At 71.4% G+C, this 23,045-nt stretch carries 20 protein-coding genes; 11 read left to right on the top strand and 9 right to left on the bottom strand.

Features of this window, described 5'->3' with window-relative positions; genetic code table 11:
* The first annotated feature begins 20 nt into the window (after positions 1 to 20).
* On the top strand, positions 21 to 914 hold the full coding sequence (locus ACIA8F_RS30440; RefSeq protein ID WP_399383557.1) for a TIGR01777 family oxidoreductase: 894 nt from the start codon (positions 21 to 23) through the stop codon (positions 912 to 914).
* Positions 915 to 1,099: 185 nt separating this feature from the next.
* Positions 1,100 to 2,356 (top strand): FAD-dependent oxidoreductase, encoded by a 1,257-nt coding sequence (locus ACIA8F_RS30435; RefSeq protein ID WP_399383556.1) that lies wholly within the window; start codon positions 1,100 to 1,102, stop codon positions 2,354 to 2,356.
* A gap of 203 nt (positions 2,357 to 2,559) precedes the next feature.
* On the opposite strand, the gene ACIA8F_RS30430 is transcribed toward ACIA8F_RS30435, so the two are convergent.
* Positions 2,560 to 3,996, bottom strand: coding sequence for a regulator (locus ACIA8F_RS30430; RefSeq protein WP_399383555.1), 1,437 nt, complete (start codon positions 3,994 to 3,996; stop codon positions 2,560 to 2,562).
* A 173-nt stretch (positions 3,997 to 4,169) separates the two neighbouring features.
* Between ACIA8F_RS30430 and ACIA8F_RS30425 the strand changes: the two genes are divergently transcribed.
* The 5 genes from ACIA8F_RS30425 to ACIA8F_RS30405 all read left to right on the top strand — a co-directional run bounded on the left by ACIA8F_RS30425 (position 4,170) and on the right by ACIA8F_RS30405 (position 7,738).
* Positions 4,170 to 4,529, top strand: coding sequence for a hypothetical protein (locus ACIA8F_RS30425; RefSeq protein ID WP_399383553.1), 360 nt, complete (start codon positions 4,170 to 4,172; stop codon positions 4,527 to 4,529).
* A gap of 88 nt (positions 4,530 to 4,617) precedes the next feature.
* A complete protein-coding gene (gene lipB / locus ACIA8F_RS30420; protein WP_399383551.1) occupies positions 4,618 to 5,415 on the top strand; it encodes a lipoyl(octanoyl) transferase LipB in 798 nt (265 codons plus the stop codon).
* 119 nt (positions 5,416 to 5,534) lie between these two features.
* A complete protein-coding gene (gene lipA, locus ACIA8F_RS30415) occupies positions 5,535 to 6,488 on the top strand; it encodes a lipoyl synthase (protein ID WP_389699124.1) in 954 nt (317 codons plus the stop codon).
* Between the two features lie 343 nt (positions 6,489 to 6,831).
* Positions 6,832 to 7,029, top strand: coding sequence for a hypothetical protein (locus ACIA8F_RS30410; RefSeq protein ID WP_266909348.1), 198 nt, complete (start codon positions 6,832 to 6,834; stop codon positions 7,027 to 7,029).
* A 10-nt stretch (positions 7,030 to 7,039) separates the two neighbouring features.
* On the top strand, positions 7,040 to 7,738 hold the full coding sequence (locus tag ACIA8F_RS30405; RefSeq protein ID WP_399383550.1) for a DUF4191 domain-containing protein: 699 nt from the start codon (positions 7,040 to 7,042) through the stop codon (positions 7,736 to 7,738).
* A 113-nt stretch (positions 7,739 to 7,851) separates the two neighbouring features.
* On the opposite strand, the gene ACIA8F_RS30400 is transcribed toward ACIA8F_RS30405, so the two are convergent.
* Positions 7,852 to 8,319, bottom strand: a complete 468-nt coding sequence (locus ACIA8F_RS30400) for an RDD family protein (protein ID WP_399383548.1) — start codon at positions 8,317 to 8,319, stop codon at positions 7,852 to 7,854.
* A gap of 186 nt (positions 8,320 to 8,505) precedes the next feature.
* On the opposite strand from ACIA8F_RS30400, the gene glnA reads away from it, so the two are divergent.
* Entirely contained in the window at positions 8,506 to 9,915 is a 1,410-nt protein-coding gene (gene glnA / locus ACIA8F_RS30395; RefSeq protein ID WP_266877178.1) for a type I glutamate--ammonia ligase, read from the top strand.
* Between the two features lie 108 nt (positions 9,916 to 10,023).
* Positions 10,024 to 10,341, top strand: coding sequence for a MazG-like family protein (locus ACIA8F_RS30390; protein WP_399383547.1), 318 nt, complete (start codon positions 10,024 to 10,026; stop codon positions 10,339 to 10,341).
* 51 nt (positions 10,342 to 10,392) lie between these two features.
* On the opposite strand, the gene ACIA8F_RS30385 is transcribed toward ACIA8F_RS30390, so the two are convergent.
* Complete coding sequence (locus ACIA8F_RS30385) at positions 10,393 to 11,046, bottom strand: TetR/AcrR family transcriptional regulator (protein ID WP_399383546.1); 654 nt, start codon at positions 11,044 to 11,046, stop codon at positions 10,393 to 10,395.
* A gap of 86 nt (positions 11,047 to 11,132) precedes the next feature.
* On the opposite strand from ACIA8F_RS30385, the gene ACIA8F_RS30380 reads away from it, so the two are divergent.
* Positions 11,133 to 11,903 carry an SDR family NAD(P)-dependent oxidoreductase gene (locus ACIA8F_RS30380; protein ID WP_399383544.1) on the top strand — a complete coding sequence of 257 codons (771 nt, stop codon included), beginning with the start codon at positions 11,133 to 11,135 and terminating at the stop codon, positions 11,901 to 11,903.
* A gap of 15 nt (positions 11,904 to 11,918) precedes the next feature.
* Here the strand turns inward: ACIA8F_RS30380 and ACIA8F_RS30375 are convergent, their stop codons facing one another.
* Complete coding sequence (locus ACIA8F_RS30375) at positions 11,919 to 12,437, bottom strand: DUF4240 domain-containing protein (RefSeq protein WP_399383543.1); 519 nt, start codon at positions 12,435 to 12,437, stop codon at positions 11,919 to 11,921.
* A 137-nt stretch (positions 12,438 to 12,574) separates the two neighbouring features.
* Between ACIA8F_RS30375 and ACIA8F_RS30370 the strand changes: the two genes are divergently transcribed.
* A complete protein-coding gene (locus tag ACIA8F_RS30370) occupies positions 12,575 to 13,780 on the top strand; it encodes a serine/threonine-protein kinase (RefSeq protein WP_399383541.1) in 1,206 nt (401 codons plus the stop codon).
* Between the two features lie 95 nt (positions 13,781 to 13,875).
* Here the strand turns inward: ACIA8F_RS30370 and aceE are convergent, their stop codons facing one another.
* From aceE to ACIA8F_RS30345, 5 genes are all read right to left on the bottom strand, one after another.
* A complete protein-coding gene (aceE, locus tag ACIA8F_RS30365; RefSeq protein ID WP_399383540.1) occupies positions 13,876 to 16,560 on the bottom strand; it encodes a pyruvate dehydrogenase (acetyl-transferring), homodimeric type in 2,685 nt (894 codons plus the stop codon).
* A 244-nt stretch (positions 16,561 to 16,804) separates the two neighbouring features.
* On the bottom strand, positions 16,805 to 17,428 hold the full coding sequence (locus ACIA8F_RS30360; RefSeq protein WP_266881726.1) for a GntR family transcriptional regulator: 624 nt from the start codon (positions 17,426 to 17,428) through the stop codon (positions 16,805 to 16,807).
* Between the two features lie 230 nt (positions 17,429 to 17,658).
* Entirely contained in the window at positions 17,659 to 19,440 is a 1,782-nt protein-coding gene (gene sucB / locus ACIA8F_RS30355; protein ID WP_399383538.1) for a 2-oxoglutarate dehydrogenase, E2 component, dihydrolipoamide succinyltransferase, read from the bottom strand.
* A 56-nt stretch (positions 19,441 to 19,496) separates the two neighbouring features.
* On the bottom strand, positions 19,497 to 20,885 hold the full coding sequence (gene lpdA / locus ACIA8F_RS30350) for a dihydrolipoyl dehydrogenase (protein WP_250742547.1): 1,389 nt from the start codon (positions 20,883 to 20,885) through the stop codon (positions 19,497 to 19,499).
* A gap of 296 nt (positions 20,886 to 21,181) precedes the next feature.
* The gene (locus tag ACIA8F_RS30345) at positions 21,182 to 22,717 is read right to left on the bottom strand and encodes a leucyl aminopeptidase (RefSeq protein ID WP_399383536.1); all 1,536 of its coding nucleotides are present in this window, start codon (positions 22,715 to 22,717) and stop codon (positions 21,182 to 21,184) included.
* Between the last annotated feature and the right edge of the window lie 328 nt (positions 22,718 to 23,045).

The raw sequence follows: 23,045 nt of genomic DNA, 5'->3' as shown, positions 1-23,045 counted from the left end.
GTCGCTGTCAAGATGGGGTCATGCGTATCGCAGTCACCGGTGCCACCGGGCTCATCGGCAGCGCCCTCGGGCGGTCACTGACGGCAGACGGGCACGAGGTCGTCCGGTTCGTGCGCCGGGAGCCCGCCGGGCCCGGCGAGGCGCGGTGGGATCCGGCGCGGGGGTACGTGGACCCGGCCGGGCTCGCCGGCTGCGAGGCCGTCGTGCACCTCGCCGGGGCCGGGGTCGGGGACCACCGCTGGACGGACGCCTACAAGCGGGAGATCCGCGACAGCCGGGTCAAGGGCACGGCCGCCGTCGCCGCGGCCGTCGCCGCCATGGACGAGCCGCCCGCGACGCTCGTCTGCGGCTCCGCCGTCGGGTACTACGGCGACACGGGCGACCGGATGGTCGACGAGGACGCCCCGGCGGGGGAGGGGTTCCTCCCCGAGGTCTGCGTCGCGTGGGAAGCCGCCGCCGCGCCCGCCCGGGACGCCGGGATCCGGACCGTGCACGCCCGTACCGGACTGGTCGTCGCCGCCGAGGGCGGGGCCTGGGGGAAGCTGTTCCCGGTCTTCAAGGCCGGCATCGGCGGCCGCCTCGGCAACGGCCGCCAGTACTGGTCGCACATCTCGATGCACGACGAGATCGCCGCCCTGCGCCACATCATCGACACGCCCGCCCTGACCGGGCCGGTGAACCTCACCGCCCCCGAGCCCCGGACCAACCGCGAGGTCACCGCCGCGATGGGCCGGGTCCTGCACCGCCCGGCCGTCTTCGCCGTGCCCGCGCCGGTCATGCGCGTGGTGCTCGGGGAGTTCTCCCAGGACGTGCTGGGCAGCCAGCGGGTGCGGCCCGCCCGGCTGCTGGAGTCCGGCTTCGTCTTCCGGTACCCGGGGATCGAGGAGTCCATCAGGGCCGCGCTGGAGGCCTGAAACGCCCCGGAGCTCCGGGGGAGCGCCCCGGCGCACACTTCGAGGCACATGTGAGCCGAATGCGACCGTCGTGCGACCGGAGTTGACCGCATCGCCTGTAATGGTCCGCCCAACTCGGGTTCCGCTCGACTCCGTTGGGGGAAGGAGGTTCCCCACACAGCCGGGCCGACCTCGGGGAGGGGCACGTGCTCAACAGCACCAGCGCACACGCACACCATGCGGACGTGGTCATCGTAGGAGCCGGAGTCTCCGGACTCGCGGCAGCGCACCACCTGATCGCGGCCGGGGTCACGGTCATCGTCCTGGAGGGCGCCGACGACGCCGGCGGCCGGATGGCCACCGAGACCGTGGACGGCTTCCGGCTCGACCGGGTCGGCCAGCTCCTCAACACCGCCTACGCCGAACCGGCCCGCACCCCGGGCCTGGAAGGCCTGGTCCTCAAACCCTTCGCGCACGGCGCCCTCGTCCACAGCGAAGGCAGGACCCTGCGCGCCGGCGCCCTCACCCCGGCCCGCGCCCTGACCAGCGGCTCCCTCGACCAGGCCCGGATCGGCGCGGCGCTCGCCCGCCTCGCCGCCCTGCCCGAGGAACGCCTCCTGGCCCGTCCCGAGCGCACCGCGCACGCCGCCCTGAGCTCCAGGAGCCTCGGTACGACGCTGCGCCCGCTCCTGGCCGCGCTCCTGCGCGACCCCGCACTCGGCACCTCCAGCCGCGTCGCCGACCTGGCCCTGCGCACCTTCGCGCGCGGCCGCCTCGCCGTACCCGAGGGCGGCGCCGCCACCCTGCCCGGCCTGCTCGCCGCCGCGCTGCCGCCCGGCACCGTGCGCACCGGGGTCCGGGTCCGCTCCCTCGCCACCAACCTGGTCACCACCGAGGAGCACGGCGACTTCAGCTGCCGCTCCGCGGTCCTGGCCACCGGCGCCCGCGCCGCGGCCGAACTGCTCCCCGGCCTGCGCGTGCCCGCCTTCCACCAGGTGACCGTGATGCACCACGCCACCACCACCCCGCTCCCCTGGGACGGCTCGCTGCTCCTGGACGGGGACCCGGACTGGCCCGTCGCCCACACCGCGGTGATGAGCGCGGTCGACCCGACGCGCGCCCCCGCCGGCCGCAGCCTGGTCACCACCACCGTGCTCGGCCCGCCGCCGCCCACCCGGACGGTCGCCTCGCGACTGGCCCGGCTCTACGAGACCGCGACCCGGGACTGGGACCTGCTCGCCGTCCACCACACGCCCGAGGCCGTCCCCGCCATGCCGCCGCCCCAGGACACCCGGCGCACCGTCAGGGTCCTGGCCGGGCTGTACGTGTGCGGCGACCACCGCGACACCAACACCGTCGAGGGCGCCCTGCGCTCCGCCCGCCGCGCCGCCGCCGCCCTCCTGCGCGACGTGGGCATCCCGGTCCCGACCGCCCCGACGGCCGCCCTCCCGGTGGCGGCCTGACCCAACCACCCACCGGTTCTGCCCTGCGGGGCCCGCAGGGCAGAACCGGCCCGGCGAAAATCAGCCCCTCCGGCGTTTGAGGAGCGGGGTCCGGGGCGGAGCCCCGGGAGCGCCCCCGCAGGCACACCACGGCGCAGCCCCGCCCCACCCGGGGGCCCCGGGGACGCACGCCCCCGCAGCCCCCGCAGCCCCGACCCGCAGGATCAGGACAAGGCGGCCACCCGGTCCCGGTACCCCCGCACGGCCGACGCGTCCCGGTACGGCTCGAGCCGCCGCTCGAAGTCCCGTACGTACTCCACCGCCCGCACCGACCGCATCTCCATCGCCTGCTGCGCCGCCTCCGCGCCCAGCGCGCACGCCTGGTCCAGCTCGCCCAGCCCCAGCCGCGCCGTGGCCAGCACCACCCGGCAGAACAGCCGCGACCGCGCGTACGAGGGCGCCCGCAGCTGCAGGGACCGCTCCGCGTGCTGCGCCGAGGCCCGGTACTGCTGGAGGTCCCGGTGGCAGTGCCCGAACTCGTCCGCGAGCTGCGCCTCGTCGTAGTCGCGCGCCCAGTGCGGTACGTCGTCCCCCGGCCGGGCCGCGCCCAGCGCCCGCTCGGCCCGCACCAGCGAGGCCGTCGACGCCCTGACCTCCCCGAGCACCGCGTGCCCGCGCGCCTCGGCCGAGTGCAGCAGCGCCTGCACCACCGGCGGCGGCCCGGAGCCCACGCCCTGCTGGGCCACCCTGGCCAGCTGCACCGCCTCCCGGCCGTGGCCGAGGTAGACCGCCTGCCGGCTCATGGTGATCAGCACGTACGCCCCGTACGGCCGGTCCCCGGCGGCCTGGGCCAGCCGCAGCGCCTGGACGAAGTACCGCTGGGCGAGCCCGTGCGCGGCGATGTCGTACGAGGTCCAGCCCGCGAGCCGGGTCAGATCGGCGGCGGCCGAGAACAGCCGGCGTCCGGTGGTCTCCCCGTAGGTGCCGCGCAGCATCGGCTCGGCCTCGTGCTCCAGGTACCGCACGAGGGCCTGGCGGGCATGGCCGCCCCCGTAGGCGTGGTCGAGGGTGCGGAACAGGTCGCCCACCGATCTGAGCGCCGCGATGTCGCCGCCGGTCACCCGCTGCCCGGGCCCGCGGTCGATCTGCCGCTGCCGCGGCACCGAGGCCCGGCCCTGCACGGGTACCCGGGCGGCCTGCTCGGCGCCCCGGCCGACCCGCTCGTCGGCCCGGCCGATCAGCCAGTCCCGGCTGGGCACCACCAGCCCGGCCGGGGTGAAGGCGATCTTGCGCAGCTCGGCGTGCGAACCGGAGTCCTTGCGCCACAGCCCGCTCGCGATGTCGACGGCCTCCTCGGGGGTGGCCGCGAACTCCAGGCCCGCGTACACCGGGGCGCACGCGTCCAGCCCCAGGTCCTGGGCCGACAGCCGCCGCCCCAGGCGCCGGGTGAACACCTCCGCGATCAGCGCCGGGGTGGTGCCGCGCGGCTGCTGCCCGCGTAGCCAGCGGGTCACGGAGGTCTTGTCGTACCGCAGATCGAGACCGTGCTCCAGACCGAGCTGGTCGACACGGCGGGCGAGCCCGGCGTTGGAGAACCCGGCCTCGGCGATCAGTGCCGAGAGCTGCCGGTTGGGGACACGCTGGGCAGGTCGTTCCGTCATCGGCTCCACGGTCTCCTGACGTGACGGACCGGAGTCCCGGCCCTGTGAACGGCGTGAATGTAGCGGCGAACCTTGCCCGTACCGCCCTCTCTGTCCCACATTCATCCGATCGTGTGCAGAACCGGTGGGTCTCTTTACGGACCGACCCCCTCCACCCGCGTACGCTGCGCCCCATGACCCGCCGGCCCACCGGGGAGCCTCCCCCCGGCAGCTGCGAGCGCCCCGACGGCGGCGACGGCAGCCACGCAGAGTCCACGGCCGTGCCGCACGGGCCCGAGCTGACGGCGCCCGAGCTGACCGCGCCCGAGCTGACCGAGGCGGAGTGCCGGCGGTGCGGGACGTACATCGCGGGTCTCGACGGGCGCTATGCGTGCGGGGTCTGCGGCTGGGTGAACGACCACTCCGAGGGGCACCGCCGGCTGCCCCGGGCGGACGAGGACCCGGACCGCCCCCCGGAGGGCCGCAGGCGGCCCAAACAGCTCCCCGGACCCCCCGAACCAGGACCTTTCGCGATGTCCGGGACGGGCGGCTGACAGGGGGCGCGGGGGCCGCCGTACCCTTGCTTGGTGCGATAGGTGCACACAGCAAGTTCGTCGGCAGGTTCAACGAGGAGGCGCCGCGGTGGCTGAGCTTGGGTTTGTCCGCATGGGCTTCGGCCCGGAGGCCGTCGAGTACACGGTGGCCTGGGAAGAGCAGCGCCGGGTCCACGCGGCCCGCTTCGCGGACGAGATCGAGGACACCTGCCTGCTGCTGGAGCACCAGCCGGTCTACACGGCCGGCCGGCGCACCGCCGACAACGAGCGCCCGCTCGACGGCACGCCCGTCGTGGACGTGGACCGCGGCGGCAAGATCACCTGGCACGGCCCGGGCCAGCTGGTCGGCTACCCGATCATGAAGCTGCCCCGCCCCGTGGACGTGGTCGCCCACGTCCGCCGCCTGGAGGACGCGCTGATCCGCACCGCCGCCGAGTTCGGCGTGGAGACCACCCGCGTCGAGGGGCGCAGCGGGGTCTGGGTGCTCGGCGACCCGGTGGAGCAACGCCCGAAGATCGGCGGCCTCTCGCTGGACCTGGACCCGCGGCTGCACGACGAGGAGTTCGACGCCCGGCTGAACGGCCCCGAGTACGCCCCGTCCAACGCCGGCCAGCGCCGCGAGGACCGCAAGCTCGCCGCCATCGGCATCCGGGTCGCCAAGGGCGTCACGATGCACGGCTTCTCGTTCAACGTGAACCCGGACAGCACCTGGTTCGACCGGATCATCCCCTGCGGGATCCGTGACGCCGGTGTGACCTCGCTCTCTTACGAGCTGGGCCGCGAGATCACCGTGGCCGAGTTGCTGCCGGTGGTCGAACGGCACCTGAAGGACGTACTGGAGCAGGCGGAACTGCGGCCCCGGGAGATCGAGCCCGCCGCGGGCTGATCCCGGGGGGACGCCCGGGAATGGGTCGGGCCGCCCACAGGTTGGCCGACGTAAGAGCGTATGAAATTACGGGCGTACCCTGGTGGGCGCCGAAGAATCGAAGTCACAGGGAGCCGGTCGTGTCCGCAGTCGCACCCGACGGACGCAAGATGCTGCGCCTAGAGGTCCGTAACGCCCAGACGCCCATCGAGCGCAAGCCCGAGTGGATCAAGACGCGGGCCAAAATGGGTCCCGAGTACACCAAGATGCAGGCCCTGGTGAAGGGCGAAGGACTGCACACGGTGTGCCAGGAAGCCGGCTGTCCGAACATCTACGAATGCTGGGAGGACCGCGAGGCCACCTTCCTCATCGGTGGCGACCAGTGCACCCGGCGCTGCGACTTCTGCCAGATCGACACGGGCAAGCCCGAGGCGCTGGACCGCGACGAGCCCCGCCGCGTCGGCGAGTCCGTGGTCACCATGGACCTGAACTACGCCACCATCACGGGCGTCGCGCGCGACGACCTGGCGGACGGCGGAGCCTGGCTGTACGCGGAGACCGTGCGCCAGATCCACCAGCAGACGGCGGGCCGCGAGAGCGGTCACACCAAGGTCGAGCTGCTGGCCCCGGACTTCAACGCGGTCCCGGAGCTCCTGGAGGAGGTCTTCGCCTCCCGCCCCGAGGTCTTCGCCCACAACATCGAGACGGTGCCGCGCATCTTCAAGCGCATCCGCCCCGGCTTCCGCTACGAGCGCTCGATGGACGTCATCACCCGGGCGCGGGCCTACGGCCTCGTCACCAAGTCCAACCTGATCCTGGGCATGGGCGAGGAGCGCGAGGAGGTCAGCCAGGCGCTGAAGGACCTCCACGAGGCGGGCTGCGAGCTCATCACCATCACCCAGTACCTGCGGCCCTCGCCGCGCCACCACCCCGTCGAGCGCTGGGTGAAGCCGGCCGAGTTCGTGGAGCTGGCGCAGGAGGCTGAGGAGATCGGCTTCTCCGGAGTCATGTCCGGCCCGCTGGTGCGGTCCTCGTACCGGGCCGGCCGCCTCTACCAGCAGGCGATGGAGAAGCGCAGCGGAGCCGTAGCGTAGGTCGCGGGTCCGTCCGAGGAACGAGGGCGGGCACGCGGCCGGAGCGGTGGCGACGCGGAGCTCGACCTTGGGAACGAGAAGCGCGCGACCGTCTGAGTGACTGGTTGAGGCGCATGGTGCGAGAGGTATGTGAACTCGCGCACAAAGTCTTACTTACGGGTAACCCCGCATCGATGCGGCCCCTAGGCTCTTCCTAGCGAGAGTCCTGGTGGGCCGCATCAAGGTTTCATCACTGTTTGACCAGTCGGTCACGCCCTGGTAACACCAGTCAGTGACGATTGTTGGACGCACCGCACACACGCTTGGCCACCCCCGACGTGAGCACCGTGAAAGGGTCGACACCATGCAGGCCGCGCCCGTACGCGCCATCGCCATTCCGTCCTTCACCGACGCCGTCCGAGGCCTGGAGTCGCTGCTGATGAGCGGCGCCCGCCGGAACGCCTGGACGGCCGTCCTGGAAGACCGCCGCAGGGCCCAGGACCGGGTCGAAACCGAGCACGTACTCGAGGCCGCGGCGACCCGGACCGAGAAGGCCACGTAAACTTCGCTGCATGGCGAGGAAGTCAAACGCAGAGACTGCTGCGAACCCCGGGCGACTGAAGCAGATCGCCCTGACGTACAAGATGACGCGCAAGGCCGACCCGAAGGTCGGTCTGATCGTCGCGGGCGTGGGAATCGTCACCTTTGGTGTGTTCCTTGCGATCGGCTTCCTGATCGGCCACCCGGTCTACCTGGGCATCCTGGGCTTCCTGGTGGCGTTCCTGGCGATGGCGATCATCTTCGGACGGCGAGCCGAGACGGCCGCCTTCGGACAGATGGAGGGACAGCCGGGCGCGGCCGCGGCCGTACTGGACAACGTGGGCCGGGGCTGGAGCACCACCCCCGCCGTCGCGATGAGCAAGCAGCAGGACATCGTCCACCGTGCCGTGGGCAAGGCCGGCGTGGTCCTGATCGCCGAGGGCAACCCGAACCGGGTGAAGCCGATGCTCGCGAACGAGAAGAAGAAGCTGGCCCGGATCATGCCCGACATCCCGGTCCACGACTTCATCGTGGGCAAGGGCGAGGGCGAGGTGCCGCTCAAGAAGGTCCGTACGACCCTGATGAAGCTGCCCCGTGTCCTCTCCGGGCCCCAGATCACCCAGGTCAACGACAAGCTGCGGGCCATGGGCGACTTGCTGAGCAACATGCCGATCCCGAAGGGTCCGATGCCCAAGGGGATGCGCATGCCGCGCGGCGGAAAGATGCGCTGATCCGCTTTTCGTATACGACACGTGTGACACGCAAGGGCGCCCCGGGCCGATGGCCCGGGGCGCCCTTGCGTCATGTGTTGCGTCGCGTCTCGGTTCCCTCGCGGAATCCCGTCTCAGATCCTGACCTGTACGGCGCGGCTGAGGCGGTCGTGCAGCCCGCGGCCGTCGCGGTCCCAGACGAGGGCCGGGATCAGCAGGGCGAGCAGTGCGGTGCGGAGTACCACGCGGCCGAATCCGAGCGGGCCGCCATCCTGTGAGACGACCCGGAGGCCCAGGATCCGCTTCCCGGGGGTAAAGCCCACGGTGCCGACCGTCAGGATCACCAGGGTGACGAAGACCGCCAGCGTCCAGTTCCCCGAACCGTTCCAGTCACGGCCGGTGATCAGGCCGTACGCGATGAGCTGGCAGCCCAACCAGTCGATGGCCACGGCGCCGAGCCGGCGGCCGAAACGGGCCACCGAGCCGGGCCCCTGCTGCGGCAGGCCGAGCTGTTTGCCGGGGTACCCGAAGTCGGCACCCATCTCCTCGGCGGCCTCGCGGGGGCCGGAGAGCCAGGATCCGATTGCTTGCCTCTTGTCCACGCGAACACGGTACCTGTGCCGTGCGACGCCGTTCCGGCGGGACCCTGGTTAACTTGTGCGAAACAAATGGGTCATGCTTGAGAAACCCCGTCTGCTTATGGTCGGGTCAGCGTGCGGCACCGCACTGACGCACCACTAGCTATAAAAGCCCGCCCCTGCCCCGGGGACGGGAGTAGGAGGAGTTGGATGTTCAAGAACGCCGACGAAGTGACGCAGTACATCCAGGACAACGACGTCAAGTTCGTTGACGTCCGCTTCTGCGACCTGCCTGGTGTGATGCAGCACTTCACCATCCCGGGGCGCGCGTTCGACCCGAACGAGGAGCTGGCCTTCGACGGCTCCTCGATCCGCGGCTTCCAGGCGATCCACGAGTCCGACATGGCGCTGCGTGCCGACATCACCACCGCGCGTCTGGACCCGTTCCGCAAGGACAAGACGCTCAACATCAACTTCTTCATCCACGACCCGATCACGGGCGAGGCCTACAGCCGTGACCCGCGCAACGTCGCGAAGAAGGCCGAGGCGTACCTCGCCTCGACCGGCATCGCCGACACCGCGTACTTCGGCCCCGAGGCCGAGTTCTACGTGTTCGACAGCGTGCGCTTCGCGACCACCGCGAACGAGAGCTTCTACCACATCGACTCCGAGGCCGGCGCCTGGAACACGGGCTCCGAGGAGAACAACCGTGGTTACAAGGTCCGCTACAAGGGTGGTTACTTCCCCGTAGCCCCGGTCGACCACTTCGCCGACCTGCGCGCCGAGATCTCCCTCGAGCTGGACGCCCAGGGCCTCCAGGTCGAGCGTCAGCACCACGAGGTCGGCACCGGTGGCCAGGCCGAGATCAACTACAAGTTCAACACGCTGCTCGCCGCGGCCGACGACCTGATGCTCTTCAAGTACATCGTGAAGAACGTCGCGTGGAAGAACGGCAAGACCGCGACCTTCATGCCGAAGCCGATCTTCGGCGACAACGGCTCGGGCATGCACGTGCACCAGTCGCTGTGGGCGAACGGCGACCCGCTGTTCTACGACGAGGCCGGCTACGCGGGCCTGTCGGACACCGCCCGCTACTACATCGGCGGCATCCTCAAGCACGCCCCGTCGCTGCTGGCGTTCACCAACCCGACGGTGAACTCCTACCACCGCCTGGTCCCGGGCTTCGAGGCGCCGGTCAACATGGTGTACTCGCAGCGCAACCGCTCCGCCGCGATGCGCATCCCGATCACCGGCTCGAACCCGAAGGCCAAGCGCGTCGAGTTCCGCGCCCCGGACCCGTCCTCGAACCCGTACCTGGCGTTCGCGGCCCTGCTCCTCGCGGGCCTCGACGGCGTCAAGAACAAGATCGAGCCGATGGAGCCGATCGACAAGGACCTCTACGAGCTCTCCCCGGACGAGCACGCGAGCGTCCCGCAGGTCCCGACCAGCCTCGAGGACGTCCTCAAGGCCCTGGAGGAGGACCACGAGTACCTCCTGGCCGGCGGTGTCTTCACCCCCGACCTGATCGAGACCTGGATCGACTACAAGCGCACCCACGAGATCGCCCCGATCGCGCAGCGCCCGCACCCGCACGAGTTCGAGCTCTACTTCGACCTCTAAGCCGTGCCGTGGTCGTGCTGACGCACTGATCGAACGAAGCCCCGCCCCCCTTCTCCGAAAGGGGGGCGGGGCTTCTGCGTTGCGGGGGCGCGGCGCTAGCTTCGGGGGATGGACGACACGTGGAAGACCATCGGGGCGCTCGTGGCGCGGTTCGACGCGCACGACCGGGAGCGCGGGGTGGAGCGCGAGGAGAGCGTGACGCTGCAGATCCTGAAGATCGGGGAGGAGTTCGGGGAGGCCGCGCAGGCCGTGATCGGGGCCAAGGGGACGAATCCGCGGAAGGGCGCCTCGCACACCTGGGCCGATGTGGAGGCGGAGGTCGCCGACGTCATCGTCACGGCGATGGTCGCGCTGGCCCGGATGCGGCCCGACGCCCCCGACTTCTTCGCGGAACACCTGCGGGAGAAGTCCGCGCGGTTCCTCTGACGGGCGCGGCCCGCCGACGGGCGCGCCCGGCCGGCCTGCGCGCTCAGCGCATCAGCGCATCAGCGGCATCGCGCCCGTGAGGTCGCGCAGGCAGCGGATCGCCAGTTCCGCGGGGGAGCCGGGGCCCGAGGGCGGGGTGTCCGTGGTGGACCAGAGTTCCAGGGCGATGCGGATCGCGTCCGTGGCCGCCGCCGCGAGGAGGCGGACGGCGAGGGGTTCGGCGTCCGGGCCGGCGAGCCGGGCCACGACCGGGACCAGGCGCTCCTCGGAGTCCTGGTTGACCCGGTACCAGACGGCCCGCAGCGCCTCGTCGCCCGTGGCGGCGCGCAGCAGGCCGCGGGTGACCTCCAGGCCCTCTTCGAGCGCCTGGGGGCCCGTGAGGGAGCGGGTGACGGCACGCTCCAGGGCCTCGGTGAGCGGGGTGCCGGGGTCCTCCTCAGCGAGCAGTGCCCGCCAGGCGTCGCCGCCGACCGCGAGCAGCGGGGCGACGGCCTCCTGCTTGTTGCGGAAGTAGCGGTAGAACGTGCGCAGCGCCACGCCCGCGCGGTGGGCGATGTCCTCGGCGGTGGTGCCGTCGGGGCCGTGCTCGGCGAAGAGCGCGCAGGCGGCGCGGGCGATGTCGAGCTGGGTGGCCGCCTTGCGGCGCTCGTTCAGCGACTGGGCTCCGGGGCCGGCCTGGGGGGCGTACGGACGAGGGGATCTCACCGGGGAAGGATACCTCGGGACCTAGCAGGGAATGCGCGTTTTGACACGGTGGCAAAACGTGCCATCACGGGAGTACGCTCCTCCCCATGAATCGTTACGAAGGACGTCGCGTCCTCATCACCGGCGGCGGCTCCGGCATCGGCCAGGCCACCGTCCACCGCATCCTCTCCGAGGGCGGCCGGGTCCACACCGTGGACGTCAGCGAAGCCGGCCTCAAGGCCACCTCCGACCGGGCGGCCGCCGACGGGCACGCGGACCGCCTCACCACCGCGGTCCTCGACATATCCGACGAGGCCGCGGTCAAGGCGGGCATCGCCGCCGCCGTCGACACCCTCACCGGGATCGACGTACTGGTCAACGCCGCGGGCATCCTGCGCTCCGCGCACACCCACCAGACCACGCTCGAGTTCTGGAACAAGATCATCGCCGTGAACCTGACCGGTACGTTCCTGGTCATCCGCGAGTCGCTGCCGGCGCTGCTGGCGGGCGACCAGCCGGTCGTCGTCAACTTCAGCTCCACCTCGGCGTCCTTCGCCCACCCCTACATGTCCGCCTACGCGGCCAGCAAGGGCGGCATCCAGTCGATGACCCACGCGCTCGCAGCCGAGTACAGCAAGCAGGGGCTGCGCTTCGTCGCGGTCGCGCCCGGCTCCATCGAGAGCGGCATGACCACCGGCAACGGCCCGGGCCTGCCCGAGGACACCGACTGGAGCCTGTTCGCCAAGCTCGCCCCGGCCCTCGGCCAGGGCTTCGCCGGCCCGCAGACGGTCGCCGGCGTCGTCGCCATGCTGGGCTCCGAGGACGGTGCCTTCATCACCGGCACGGAGATCCGCATCGACGGCGGCACGCACGCCTGATGCGGCGAGGGGGCGTCAGCCCCTGAAGCGGTCCCACAGCCGGGGGAAGCGCTCCGCGAGCACGGCTTCGTTCTCGAAGTCCAGCGCGGCGCCCTCCGGCTCGGCCGGTTGCAGCGGGATGCCCAGGTCCGGCGCCACCGCTCCGGTCAGCTGCTCGTAGGCCTCGTCCGCCGCGTACCCCAGCTCCTCGCCGTCCCCGTCGATCTCCTCGTCGAACTCGTCGAGCAGCTCCGCGAGCTGGTCGGGATCGTGCACCCCGCCCTCGAAGACCTCCCGGCCCTGGCCGATCAGCCAGCACCGGAAGTAGTCGAACGCATCGTCGCTCGCCCCGTCGAGCAGCACCCACGCCGCGCCCCACAGGTCCCAGGTGTACGCCCGGTTGTACCGCGACTCGAAGTGCCGCGCGAAGTCCAGTACGGAGTCCGGGTCGAGCTGCGCCAGCCGCTCCACGAGCAGCTCGGCGTGTTCCTCGGGGTCGCCCTCGGCGGCCTCGCGGGTACGGTCGACCATCTCCCAGAACTCCGTCTCGTCCATCACCGCTCCAGCATCACGGGTCCACCCCCTCGCCGCCACCGCGCGTGCCGCGAAAGGCCGGTCCGGGCCCCCGCACGGCCGCATACTCGGACCGGTAACCGGCGGACGGCGACCGGGCGGACGGAAGGGGCACGCGGATGCGGGGGGAATTACTGGGGGGCCGTTACCGGCTCGGGGAGCGTCTGGGCGGGGGCGGCATGGGCGAGGTCTGGGCCGCCGAGGACACCAGGATGCGCAGGCCGGTCGCCGCCAAACTCGTCGACGTCGTACCCGGCCGGTACGCGGACCAGGTCGAGCGCCGCTTCGTCCACGAGGTGCGCTCCGCGGCCAACCTCCCGCACCGCCACACCGTGACCGTCCACGACTGCGGCGAGGACCTGGTCGCGGGCCGCCGCACCCTCTACCTCGTCATGGAGCACGTCGACGGCCGGGACCTGCGGGCCGCCTTCCACTCCGGCCCGCGCCCGGCCTGGTACGAGGTCGTGGACTGGGCCGCCCAGATCGGCTCCGCGCTCGTCGCCGCGCACGCCCGCGGCATCCTGCACCGGGACATCAAGCCGCAGAACGCCATGCTCACCGGCGAGGGCGTCGTCAAGGTGCTCGACTTCGGCCTCGCCAAGATCCTCCGCGAGAGCCTGCGCCTCGGCGAGCTCACCGCCTCCGGCACCGCGCTCGGCACGCTCCCCTACATGTCGCCCGAGCAGTGCCGCGGCGACCGGGGCATCGACCACCGCACCGACCTCTACAGCCTCGGCTGCCTGCTCTACGAGGGCCTCACCGGGCAGCCGCCCTTCACCGACCCGGCCCCGCACGTCCTGCTCCGGCAGCAGCTCTACGAAGCTCCGCGCCCGCTCACCGCCCTCAACGCCCCCGGAGTCCCGCCCGGCACCGCGGACCTGGTGGCGAGCCTGCTCGCCAAGGACCCCGCGCACCGCCCGCCGGACGCCGCCACGGTGGTGGCCCGGCTGCGCGCGGAGCTCCCCGACGCGGGGCCGGGGCCGGGCCCGCAGCCCCGTACCGCCGCCGCCGACGACGCGAAGGCCGCCGCGGAGCTGCTGCGCCGCACCGAGCAGGAGGTCGGCGAGCTGCGCGCACGGATCGAGCGGGACGTCCGGCACGTGCGCGAGCAGGCCGCCGAGGACGCGACCCGGGCCCGGGCGGCGGCGCGGAGGCTGCTCGACGAGACCCGGGAGGCGGCCCGGATCGTGCTGGACGACGCCAAGGCCCGGGCGGACGCGATCGTGCGGGAGGCGGAGACGGAGGCGCTGCGCCTGCTCGACGAGGCCCGGGCGCGCGCCGGCCGGCCCGCGCCCGCGCCCGCTCCGGCCCGGCACGAGCCGTAGCGCAGCAGCAGCCGCAGAGCAGCAGCCGCGGAACGCCGGAGGCGGCCCGCCCCCGAAGGGACGGACCGCCTCACGGTCGTTCGGAACGCGGTGGCCTACAGGCCGTAGCGCTCCCGGGCCTCCTTGATGGAGGACGCCGGGACCTCGCCGCGGCGGGCGAGCTGGGCCAGCGCGGCCACCACGATCGACTGGGCGTCGACACCGAAGTGGCGGCGGGCGCCCTCACGGGTGTCGGAGAGGCCGAAGCCGTCCGTGCCCAGCGAGGTGTAGTCCTGCTCGACCCACTGGCTGATCTGGTCCGGGACCTGACGCATCCAGTCGGAGACGGCGAGCACCGGGCTGGTGACGCCCTCCAGGGCGCGGGTGACGAAGGGGGTGCGCATCTCCCCGCGCAGCAGCGCCTCGTCGCACTCCAGCGCGTCGCGGCGCAGCTCGCCCCAGGAGGTGGCGGACCAGACGTCGGCGGCCACGTTCCAGTCGGCGGCGAGCAGCTTCTGCGCGTCCAGGGCCCAGTGGATGGCCGTACCGGAGGCCATCAGCTGGATCTTCGGGGCGTCGGCGGCCGGGGCCGCCTCGGCCAGGTCCGCCGCCGTGTTGAAGCGGTACAGACCCTTGAGGATGCCCTCTTCCACGCCCTCGGGCATGGCCGGCTGCGGCTTCGGCTCGTTGTAGACCGTGAGGTAGTAGAAGACGTCTTCCGGCTTCTCGCCGTACATCCGGCGCAGACCGTCCTTGACGATCACCGCGATCTCGAACGCGAAGGCCGGGTCGTAGTTGAGCGACGCCGGGTTCGTGGACGCGATCAGGTGCGAGTGGCCGTCCGCGTGCTGCAGGCCCTCACCCGTCAGGGTGGTGCGGCCGGCGGTGGCGCCGACGATGAAGCCCTTGCCGAGCTGGTCGGCGAGCTGCCACATCTGGTCGGCGGTGCGCTGCCAGCCGAACATCGAGTAGAAGATGTAGAACGGGATCATCGGCTCGCCGTGCGTCGCGTACGACGTGCAGGCGGCGATGAAGTCGGCCATGGCGCCGGCCTCGGTGATCCCCTCGTTGAGGATCTGGCCGTCCTTGGCTTCCTTGTAGTACATGAGCTGGTCGCGGTCGACCGGCTCGTACGTCTGGCCCAGCGGCGAGTAGATGCCGGCGGACGGGAAGAGGGACTCCATACCGAAGGTGCGGGCCTCGTCCGGGACGATCGGAACCCAGCGCTTGCCGGTCTCCTTGTCCCGCATCAGGTCCTTGACGAGCCGGACGAAGGCCATGGTGGTGGCCATCTCCTGCTTGCCGGAACCCTTGAGCAGCGGGGCGAAGGAACGGTCCGCCGGAGCCGGCAGGGCCACGTGCTTGACCTTGCGGGCCGGGGCCGGGCCGCCGAGCGCCGCGCGGCGCTCGTTCAGGTACTGGACCTCGGGGCTGTTCGCGCCCGGGTGGCCGTACGGGACCTGGCCGTCGGCGAAGGCGCTGTCCGGGATCGGGAGGCCAAGGAGGTCACGCATGTCCTTGAACTCGTCGATCGTCAGCTTCTTCATCTGGTGGTTCGCGTTCTTCGACTCGAACCCGGCGCCCAGCGTGTAGCCCTTGACGGTCTGCGCGAGGATGACCGTCGGAGCACCCTTGTGCTCCAGCGCGGCCTTGTACGCGGCGTACACCTTGCGGGGCTCGTGGCCGCCGCGGGAGGTGTGGAAGCACTCGGCGATCTTCGCGTCGGAGAGCACGCCGGCCAGCTGCACGAGCTCGGCGTTGGCGCCGAAGAAGTGCTGGCGGATGTAGGCCACGTCGCGGGTCGCGTACGTCTGGAACTGCGCGTCGGGTACCTCGCGCAGGCGGCGTACGAGGGCGCCCGTGGTGTCGAGCTGGAACAGCTCGTCCCAGGCGGAGCCCCACAGCGACTTGATGACGTTCCAGCCGGCGCCGCGGAACTGGGCTTCCAGCTCCTGCACGACGCGGAAGTTCGCGCGGACCGGACCGTCGAGGCGCTGCAGGTTGCAGTTGATGACGAAGGTCAGGTTGTCGAGCTGCTCGCGGGAGGCCAGGGCCAGGGCGGCGGTCGACTCGGGCTCGTCCATCTCGCCGTCGCCCAGGAAGGCCCAGACGTGCGAGTTGGCGGTGTCCTTGATGCTCCGGTTCTGCAGGTAGCGGTTGAAGCGCGCCTGGTAGATCGCGGAGAGCGGGCCGAGGCCCATGGAGACCGTCGGGAACTCCCACAGCCACGGCAGGCGCCGCGGGTGGGGGTAGGACGGGAGGCCGTTGCCGCCGGCCTCCTGGCGGAAGTTGTCGAGCTGCTGCTCGGAGACGCGTCCGTCGAGGAAGGCACGGGCGTAGATGCCGGGGGAGGCGTGGCCCTGGATGTAGAGCTGGTCGCCCGATCCGTCGGCCTCCTTCCCGCGGAAGAAGTGCTGGAAGCCGGTCTCGTACAGCCACGCGGCGGAGGCGAAGGTGGCGATGTGGCCGCCGACGCCGTACTTGGAGCCGCGGGTCACCATGGCGGCCGCGTTCCAGCGGTTCCAGGCGGTGATCTTGGCTTCCATCGCCTCGTCACCGGGGAACTCCGGCTCCGCGGCGGTGGGGATGGTGTTGACGTAGTCCGTCTCGAGCAGCTTCGGCAGCGCGAGGCCGGCGGCCTCGGCGTGCTGAAGGGTGCGACGGAGCAGGTACTCGGCGCGGCGCGTACCGGCGGCCTTGGCGACGGCGTCGAGCGAGGCCGCCCATTCGGCGGTCTCCTCGGTGTCGCGGTCCGGGAGCTGGTCGAGCTCGCTCGGAAGCTTTCCTACGGGGTCGGACATCGGTGTGCGCCGCCTTCCGGACAAAGGAGAGGTGGTGAAGAAATCCCTGACGGGCAGGACAGGGTCGTTGGACCCGGGTGGGGTCCGCGGATGACTCTAAGTCGCTGATCGATGATCGATCAAATGAAAGTGACGAAGAAACGTCCATATGACAAAAGTCGGCACCGGGTGCCATGAAAATGGGCACCCAGTGCCGGGCAAATCCCCACGAATCGGACGGTCGACCGAGTCTCGAAGGACGAGATCAAGCCCGCGGCGCGCACCCCAGAACATGCCGCTTCACGAGCAGGCCGATGTCCGGATCCTGATTGCGGAAGGCGTCCACCAGGGCCTCGTGCTCCTCGGCGTAGGACTTCTGGACGGTTCCCAGCCACCGGATGGACAGGGCCGTGAAGACCTCGATGCCCAGGGACTCCCAGGTGTGCAGCAGCACGCTGTTCCCGGCGGCCCGCACCATCTCCCGGTGGAAGCCCACGGTGTGCCGCACCTGGGCGGTGCCGTCCGCACTGCGGTCGGCCTCCCACAGGGCCGCCACGTGCGGTTCCAGGGCCGCGCAGTCGGCCGCCAGCCGGGGCGCCGCCAGCTCGGCCGCGATCTGCTCCAGGCCCGCCCGGACCGGGTAGATCTCCTCCAGGTCCGCCGCCGACAGGTTCCGTACGCGTACGCCCTTGTTCGGCGCCGACTCGATCAGCCGCAGCGTCTCCAGCTCGCGCAGGGCCTCGCGCACGGGCGTCTGGCTGACCTCCAGCTCCACCGCGATCCGGCGCTCCACGATCCGCTCACCGGGCTTCCAGCGCCCGCTGACGATCCCCTCCACGATGTGCTCGCGGATCTGCTCGCGCAGCGAGTGCACGACGGGTGGGGTGATCATCGGGGCTTCATCTCCTGAGGGGTGTGCAGGGGCGTGCGGGGCCTTGATGCGTAGACAATACGGCGGCGCCGCTGGTCGCGATGCGTTCCTGGTCGGAGGCGCAGCGTGAGGCTGGTTACAGGCGCGGCGCGCGGCGCCCAGCGTACGACGACGGCGCCCCCGCCCGGGACGTGCATCCCGGGCGGGGGCGCCGTGACGACAGGGGTGAACCGCTGCCGCAGTGAGCCTTACAGGCCGAGCTCGACCTCGAACTCGCCGGCCTCGAGGATCGCCTTGACGGCCGAGAGGTACCGGGCCGCGTCCGCGCCGTCCACCAGGCGGTGGTCGTAGGACAGGGTCAGGTACGTCATGTCGCGGATGCCGATGTTCGTGCCCTCGGCGGTCTCGATGACCACCGGGCGCTTGACCGTCGCGCCGATGCCCAGGATGGCGACCTGGTTCGGGGGCACGATGACCGTGTCGAACAGCGCACCGCGCGAGCCGGTGTTGCTGATGGTGAAGGTCGCGCCCGACAGCTCGTCCGGCGTGATCTTGTTGCCGCGGACCTTGGAGGCCAGGTCGGCGGTCGCCTTGGAGATGCCCGCCAGGTTGAGGTCACCGGCACCCTTGATGACCGGGGTCATCAGGCCCTTCTCGGAGTCCACGGCGATGCCGATGTTCTCCGAGTCGAAGTAGGTGATGGTGCCCTCGTCCTCGTTGATCCGGGCGTTGACGACCGCGTGGGCCTTCAGCGCCTGGGCCGCGGCCTTGACGAAGAACGGCATCGGGGACAGCTTGACGCCCTCGCGGGCGAGGAAGCCGGCCTTGGCCTTCTCGCGCAGCTTCATGATCTTGGTGATGTCCACCTCGACCACGGAGCTGAGCTGCGCCTGCGAGTGCAGGGCCTTCATCATGTTGTCGCCGATGACCTTGCGCATGCGGGTCATCTTGACGGTCTGGCCACGCAGCTCGGAGACCGCGGCGGCCGGAGCCTTGGCGGCGGGAGCGGCGGCGGCCGGAGCCGGGGCGGCAGCGGCGGCCTTGGCGGCCTCGGCGGCGGCCAGGACGTCCTGCTTGCGGATGCGGCCACCGACACCGGTGCCCGAGACCGCGGACAGGTCGACGCCGGACTCCGTGGCGAGCTTGCGCACCAGCGGGGTCACGTAGGCACCCTCGTCACCGGCGGAAACCGGGGCGGCGGGGGCGACCGGAGCCGGAGCGGCCACGGGAGCCGGAGCGGCAACCGGGGCGGCGGCGGGCGCCGGAGCGGCCGGGGCGACCGGAGCCGGGGCGGCCACGGGTGCCGGAGCGGCAACCGGAGCCGGAGCGGCAACCGGAGCCGGAGCAGCGGCCGGAGCCGGAGCAGCGGCGGCCGGAGCGGCCGCGGGAGCCGCGCCCGCCGCGCCGATGACGGCCAGACGTGCGCCGACCTCGGCGTTCTCGTCCTCGGCGACCAGGATCTCCAGCAGGACGCCGGCGACCGGGGCGGGGATCTCGGTGTCGACCTTGTCGGTCGAGACCTCCAGCAGCGGCTCGTCGGCCTCGACCGACTCGCCGACCTGCTTCAGCCAGCGGGTGACGGTGCCCTCGGTGACGGACTCGCCCAGGGCGGGGAGCACGACATCGGTACCGGAGGCAGCCTGCGCCGGAGCCTCGGCAGCCGGAGCCGCAGGGGCCTCGGCGGCGGGGGCCGGAGCGGCCGGAGCCTCGGCGGCCGGGGCCGCAGGGGTCTCGGCGGCCGGAGCCGCGGGGGCCTCGGCGGCCGGCGCCTCGGCAGCGGCCGGTGCGCCCGAGCCGTCGTCGATGACGGCCAGCTCGGCGCCGACCTCGACGGTCTCGTCCTCGGCGACCTTGATGGAGGCCAGGATGCCCGACACGGGGGACGGGATCTCGGTGTCGACCTTGTCGGTCGAGACCTCGAGCAGCGGCTCGTCGGCCTCGACGCGCTCGCCCTCGGCCTTCAGCCAACGGGTGACAGTGCCCTCAGTGACGCTCTCACCGAGCGCCGGAAGGGTTACGGAAACCGACATGGTTTCAGTTGCTCCTAACGGAAAGTGCGGAAGTGGTCGTCGCGCCCAGTGACGAATTAGTCGTGTGCGTGCAGCGGCTTGCCGGCGAGTGCCAGGTGGGCCTCGCCCATCGCCTCGTTCTGCGTGGGGTGCGCGTGGATGAGCTGCGCGACCTCGGCCGGCAGTGCTTCCCAGTTGTAGATCAGCTGGGCTTCGCCGACCTGCTCGCCCATCCGGTCACCGACCATGTGGACGCCGACCACGGCACCGTCCTTGACCTGGACGAGCTTGATCTCGCCCGCGGTCTTCAGGATCTTGCTCTTGCCGTTGCCCGCCAGGTTGTACTTGAGGGCCACGACCTTGTCCGCGCCGTAGATCTCCTTGGCCTTGGCCTCGGTGATGCCGACGGAGGCGACCTCGGGGTGGCAGTACGTGACGCGCGGGACGCCGTCGTAGTCGATCGGGACGGCCTTGAGGCCGGCCAGACGCTCCGCCACCAGGATGCCCTCGGCGAAGCCGACGTGCGCGAGCTGGAGGGTCGGGGCGAGGTCGCCGACGGCCGAGATGGTCGGCACGTTGGTCTGCATGTACTCGTCGACCACGACGTAGCCGCGGTCCATGGCGACGCCCTGCTCCTCGTAGCCCAGGCCCTGGGAGACGGGGCCGCGGCCGATCGCGACCAGCAGCACCTCCGCCTCGAAGGTCTTGCCGTCGGCCAGGGTGACCCGCACACCGTTCTCGGTGTACTCGGCCTTGTCGAAGAAGGTGCCGAGGTTGAACTTGATGCCCCGCTTGCGGAACGCGCGCTCCAGCAGCTTGGAGCTGTTCTCGTCCTCGACCGGCACGAGGTGCTTGAGGCCCTCGACGATGGTGACGTCGGTGCCGAAGGACTTCCACGCCGAGGCGAACTCGACGCCGATGACGCCGCCGCCCAGGACGATGGCGGACTCCGGCACGCGGTCCAGGACCAGCGCGTGGTCCGAGGAGATGATGCGGTTGCCGTCGATGTTCAGGCCCGGCAGCGAGCGCGGCACGGAGCCGGTCGCCAGGAGCACGTGGCGCCCCTGGATGCGCTGGCCGTTCACGTCGACGGACGTCGGCGAGGAGAGGCGGCCCTCACCCTCGATGTAGGTCAGCTTGCGGGAGGCGACCAGACCCTGCAGACCCTTGTACAGGCCCGCGATGATGTCGTCCTTGTACTTGTGCACACCCGCGATGTCGATGCCCTCGAAGGTGGCCTTGACACCGAACTGGGCGGCCTCGCGAGCCTGGTCCGCGATCTCGCCCGCGTGCAGCAGAGCCTTCGTGGGGATGCAGCCGTTGTGCAGGCAGGTGCCGCCGAGCTTGTTCTTCTCGATCAGGGCAACGTCCAGACCCAGCTGGGATGCGCGCAGTGCCGCGGCGTAACCGCCACTGCCGCCGCCGAGGATCACTAGGTCGAAAACGGTGCTGGCGTCGTTCGCCACGTCACGTCCTCCATGCATGTGCGCCGAGCACCGGTCCTCTGTGACCGGGCGGCGGCTGGTATACGGCCGCTTTTTCTTCGGCCCTGTGGTGGGGGCCCTGTCCTGCCGAGAACCCATCTTCGCATTTGTCGGCGGAACGCGGGACGCCGGGCCTGCCCTGGGGCAGGTCGTTCTGCCCGAACCGGGGGTTACCGCAGCGTAGAAACCTACGGATTTCGTTGGCAGCGAACAGGCCCCGGCCGCGATCAGAAAATCTGATCACGGCCGGGGCCTGCGTGGAGCCGGGCCGCCGGGTGTCAGCCCAGGTCGCCCGTGGCCGTGCGCTCGGCCAGCCGGACCAGGGTGCGGACGGCGGAGCCGGTGCCGCCCTTGGGGGTGTAGCCGTACGGGGCGCCCTCGTGGAAGGCGGGACCCGCGATGTCGAGGTGGGCCCAGGTGATGCCCTCGCCGACGAACTCCTGGAGGAAGAGGCCGGCCACCAGGCCGCCGCCCATGCGGACACCCATGTTGGCGATGTCGGCGGTGGGGGAGTCCATGGTCTTGCGCAGGTCCTCGGGGAGCGGCATCGGCCAGGAGGCCTCGCCGACCTCCTCCGCGATCTCGTGGATCGAGGTGCGGAAGGCGTCGTCGTTGGCCATGATGCCGAAGGTGCGGTCGCCCAGGGCCATCACCATGGCGCCGGTCAGGGTCGCCACGTCGACGATCGCGTCCGGGTTCTCCTCGGAGGCCTTGGTCAGGGCGTCGCCCAGGACCAGGCGGCCCTCGGCGTCGGTGTTGAGCACCTCGACCGTCTTGCCGCTGTACATGCGCAGCACGTCGCCGGGCTTGGTGGCCGAGCCGGAGGGCATGTTCTCGGCGAGCGCGAGCCAGCCGGTGACGTTGACCTGGAGGCCGAGCTTCGCGGCCGCGACGACGGAGGCGAAGACGGCGGCGGCGCCGGCCATGTCGCACTTCATCGTCTCGTTGTGGCCGGCCGGCTTCAGGGAGATGCCGCCGGAGTCGTAGGTGATGCCCTTGCCGACGAAGGCGAGGGTCTTCTCCGCCTTGGCGTGGGTGTAGGAGAGCTTCACCAGGCGCGGCGGGTTCTCGGAGCCCTTGCCGACGCCCATGATGCCGCCGTAGCCGCCCTTGATCAGGGCCTTCTCGTCCAGGACCTGGACCTTGATGCCGTTCTCCTTCGCAGCCGCACCGGCGACTGCGGCGAAGGCCTCGGGGGTGAGGTCGTTCGGCGGGGTGTTGACGAGGTCACGGGCGATGTTGATCTCGGTCGCGACGATCGTGGCGCGCTCGGCCGCGGCCTTGTGCTCCTTGTCGCGCGGCTTGGCGCCGAGCAGGGCGATCTCGGCGAGCGGCTGCTTCGGGCCGCCGTTCTTGGAGCCGGCGGCCTTCTTCTCGCCGCCCTGGTAGGCGGTGAAGGCGTACGCGCCCAGCAGTGCGCCCTCGGCCACGGCCGTGACGGCGGAGGCGTCGTCGAGGGGGAGCGCGAAGGCGGCCTTCTTGGTGCCGTGCAGGGCACGGGCGGCGGCGCCGGCGGCGCGGCGCAGCGCCTCCTCGTCGTAGGACTCGTCCGTGTCGGGGAGGGAGCCCAGACCGACCGCCAGCACGACCGGGACCTTGAGGCCGTCCGGTGCCGGCAGCTTGGTGGTCTCGCCTTCGGCGCCCGAGGCACCGAGGGCTTCGAGCACGGCGGCCAGCTTGCCGTCGTACGCCTTGTCCACGGCCTCGGCGCCCGCGGCGACGACGGGGCCCTTGGGGCCCTTCGCCACGCCGACGACGAGGACGTCGGCGCGCAGCGTCGCCGGTCCGGCAGTGCTGAGAGTCAGAGCAGTCACGGTGGTGAATTCTCGCTTCCGTTTTGGTGGTGTGGGCCGAGTGGGTGGACGGCCGTCCGTAGCGATCGTATTCGGGCCCGATAGCCGCCGGAAACGAGCCTACGCGCACGTACTCGTCCGCACGCCACTCGAAGGTTTGGCAAGTTGTTCGATCAAGAGGCGTGCAGGTTCACCCATCTGTGGCTTCTGTTCCAGGTTTGCCTCGTAGACCTGAGGAGGTCCGAAACACTCGGACCACTCTCGCAAGGGGACGCGGGGTTCCTTTGCATCATTTCCACAGAAGCCTCCCCGGTCTGGCCCAATGTCACAGGCCGAAGTCGAGGATCTG

The organism is Streptomyces sp. NPDC051563 (assembly GCF_044454225.1).
Taxonomy (GTDB): Bacteria; Actinomycetota; Actinomycetes; order Streptomycetales; family Streptomycetaceae; genus Streptomyces.
Note: the sequence above shows the minus strand (reverse complement) of the source record. Positions and strands in the feature narration are given on the sequence as shown.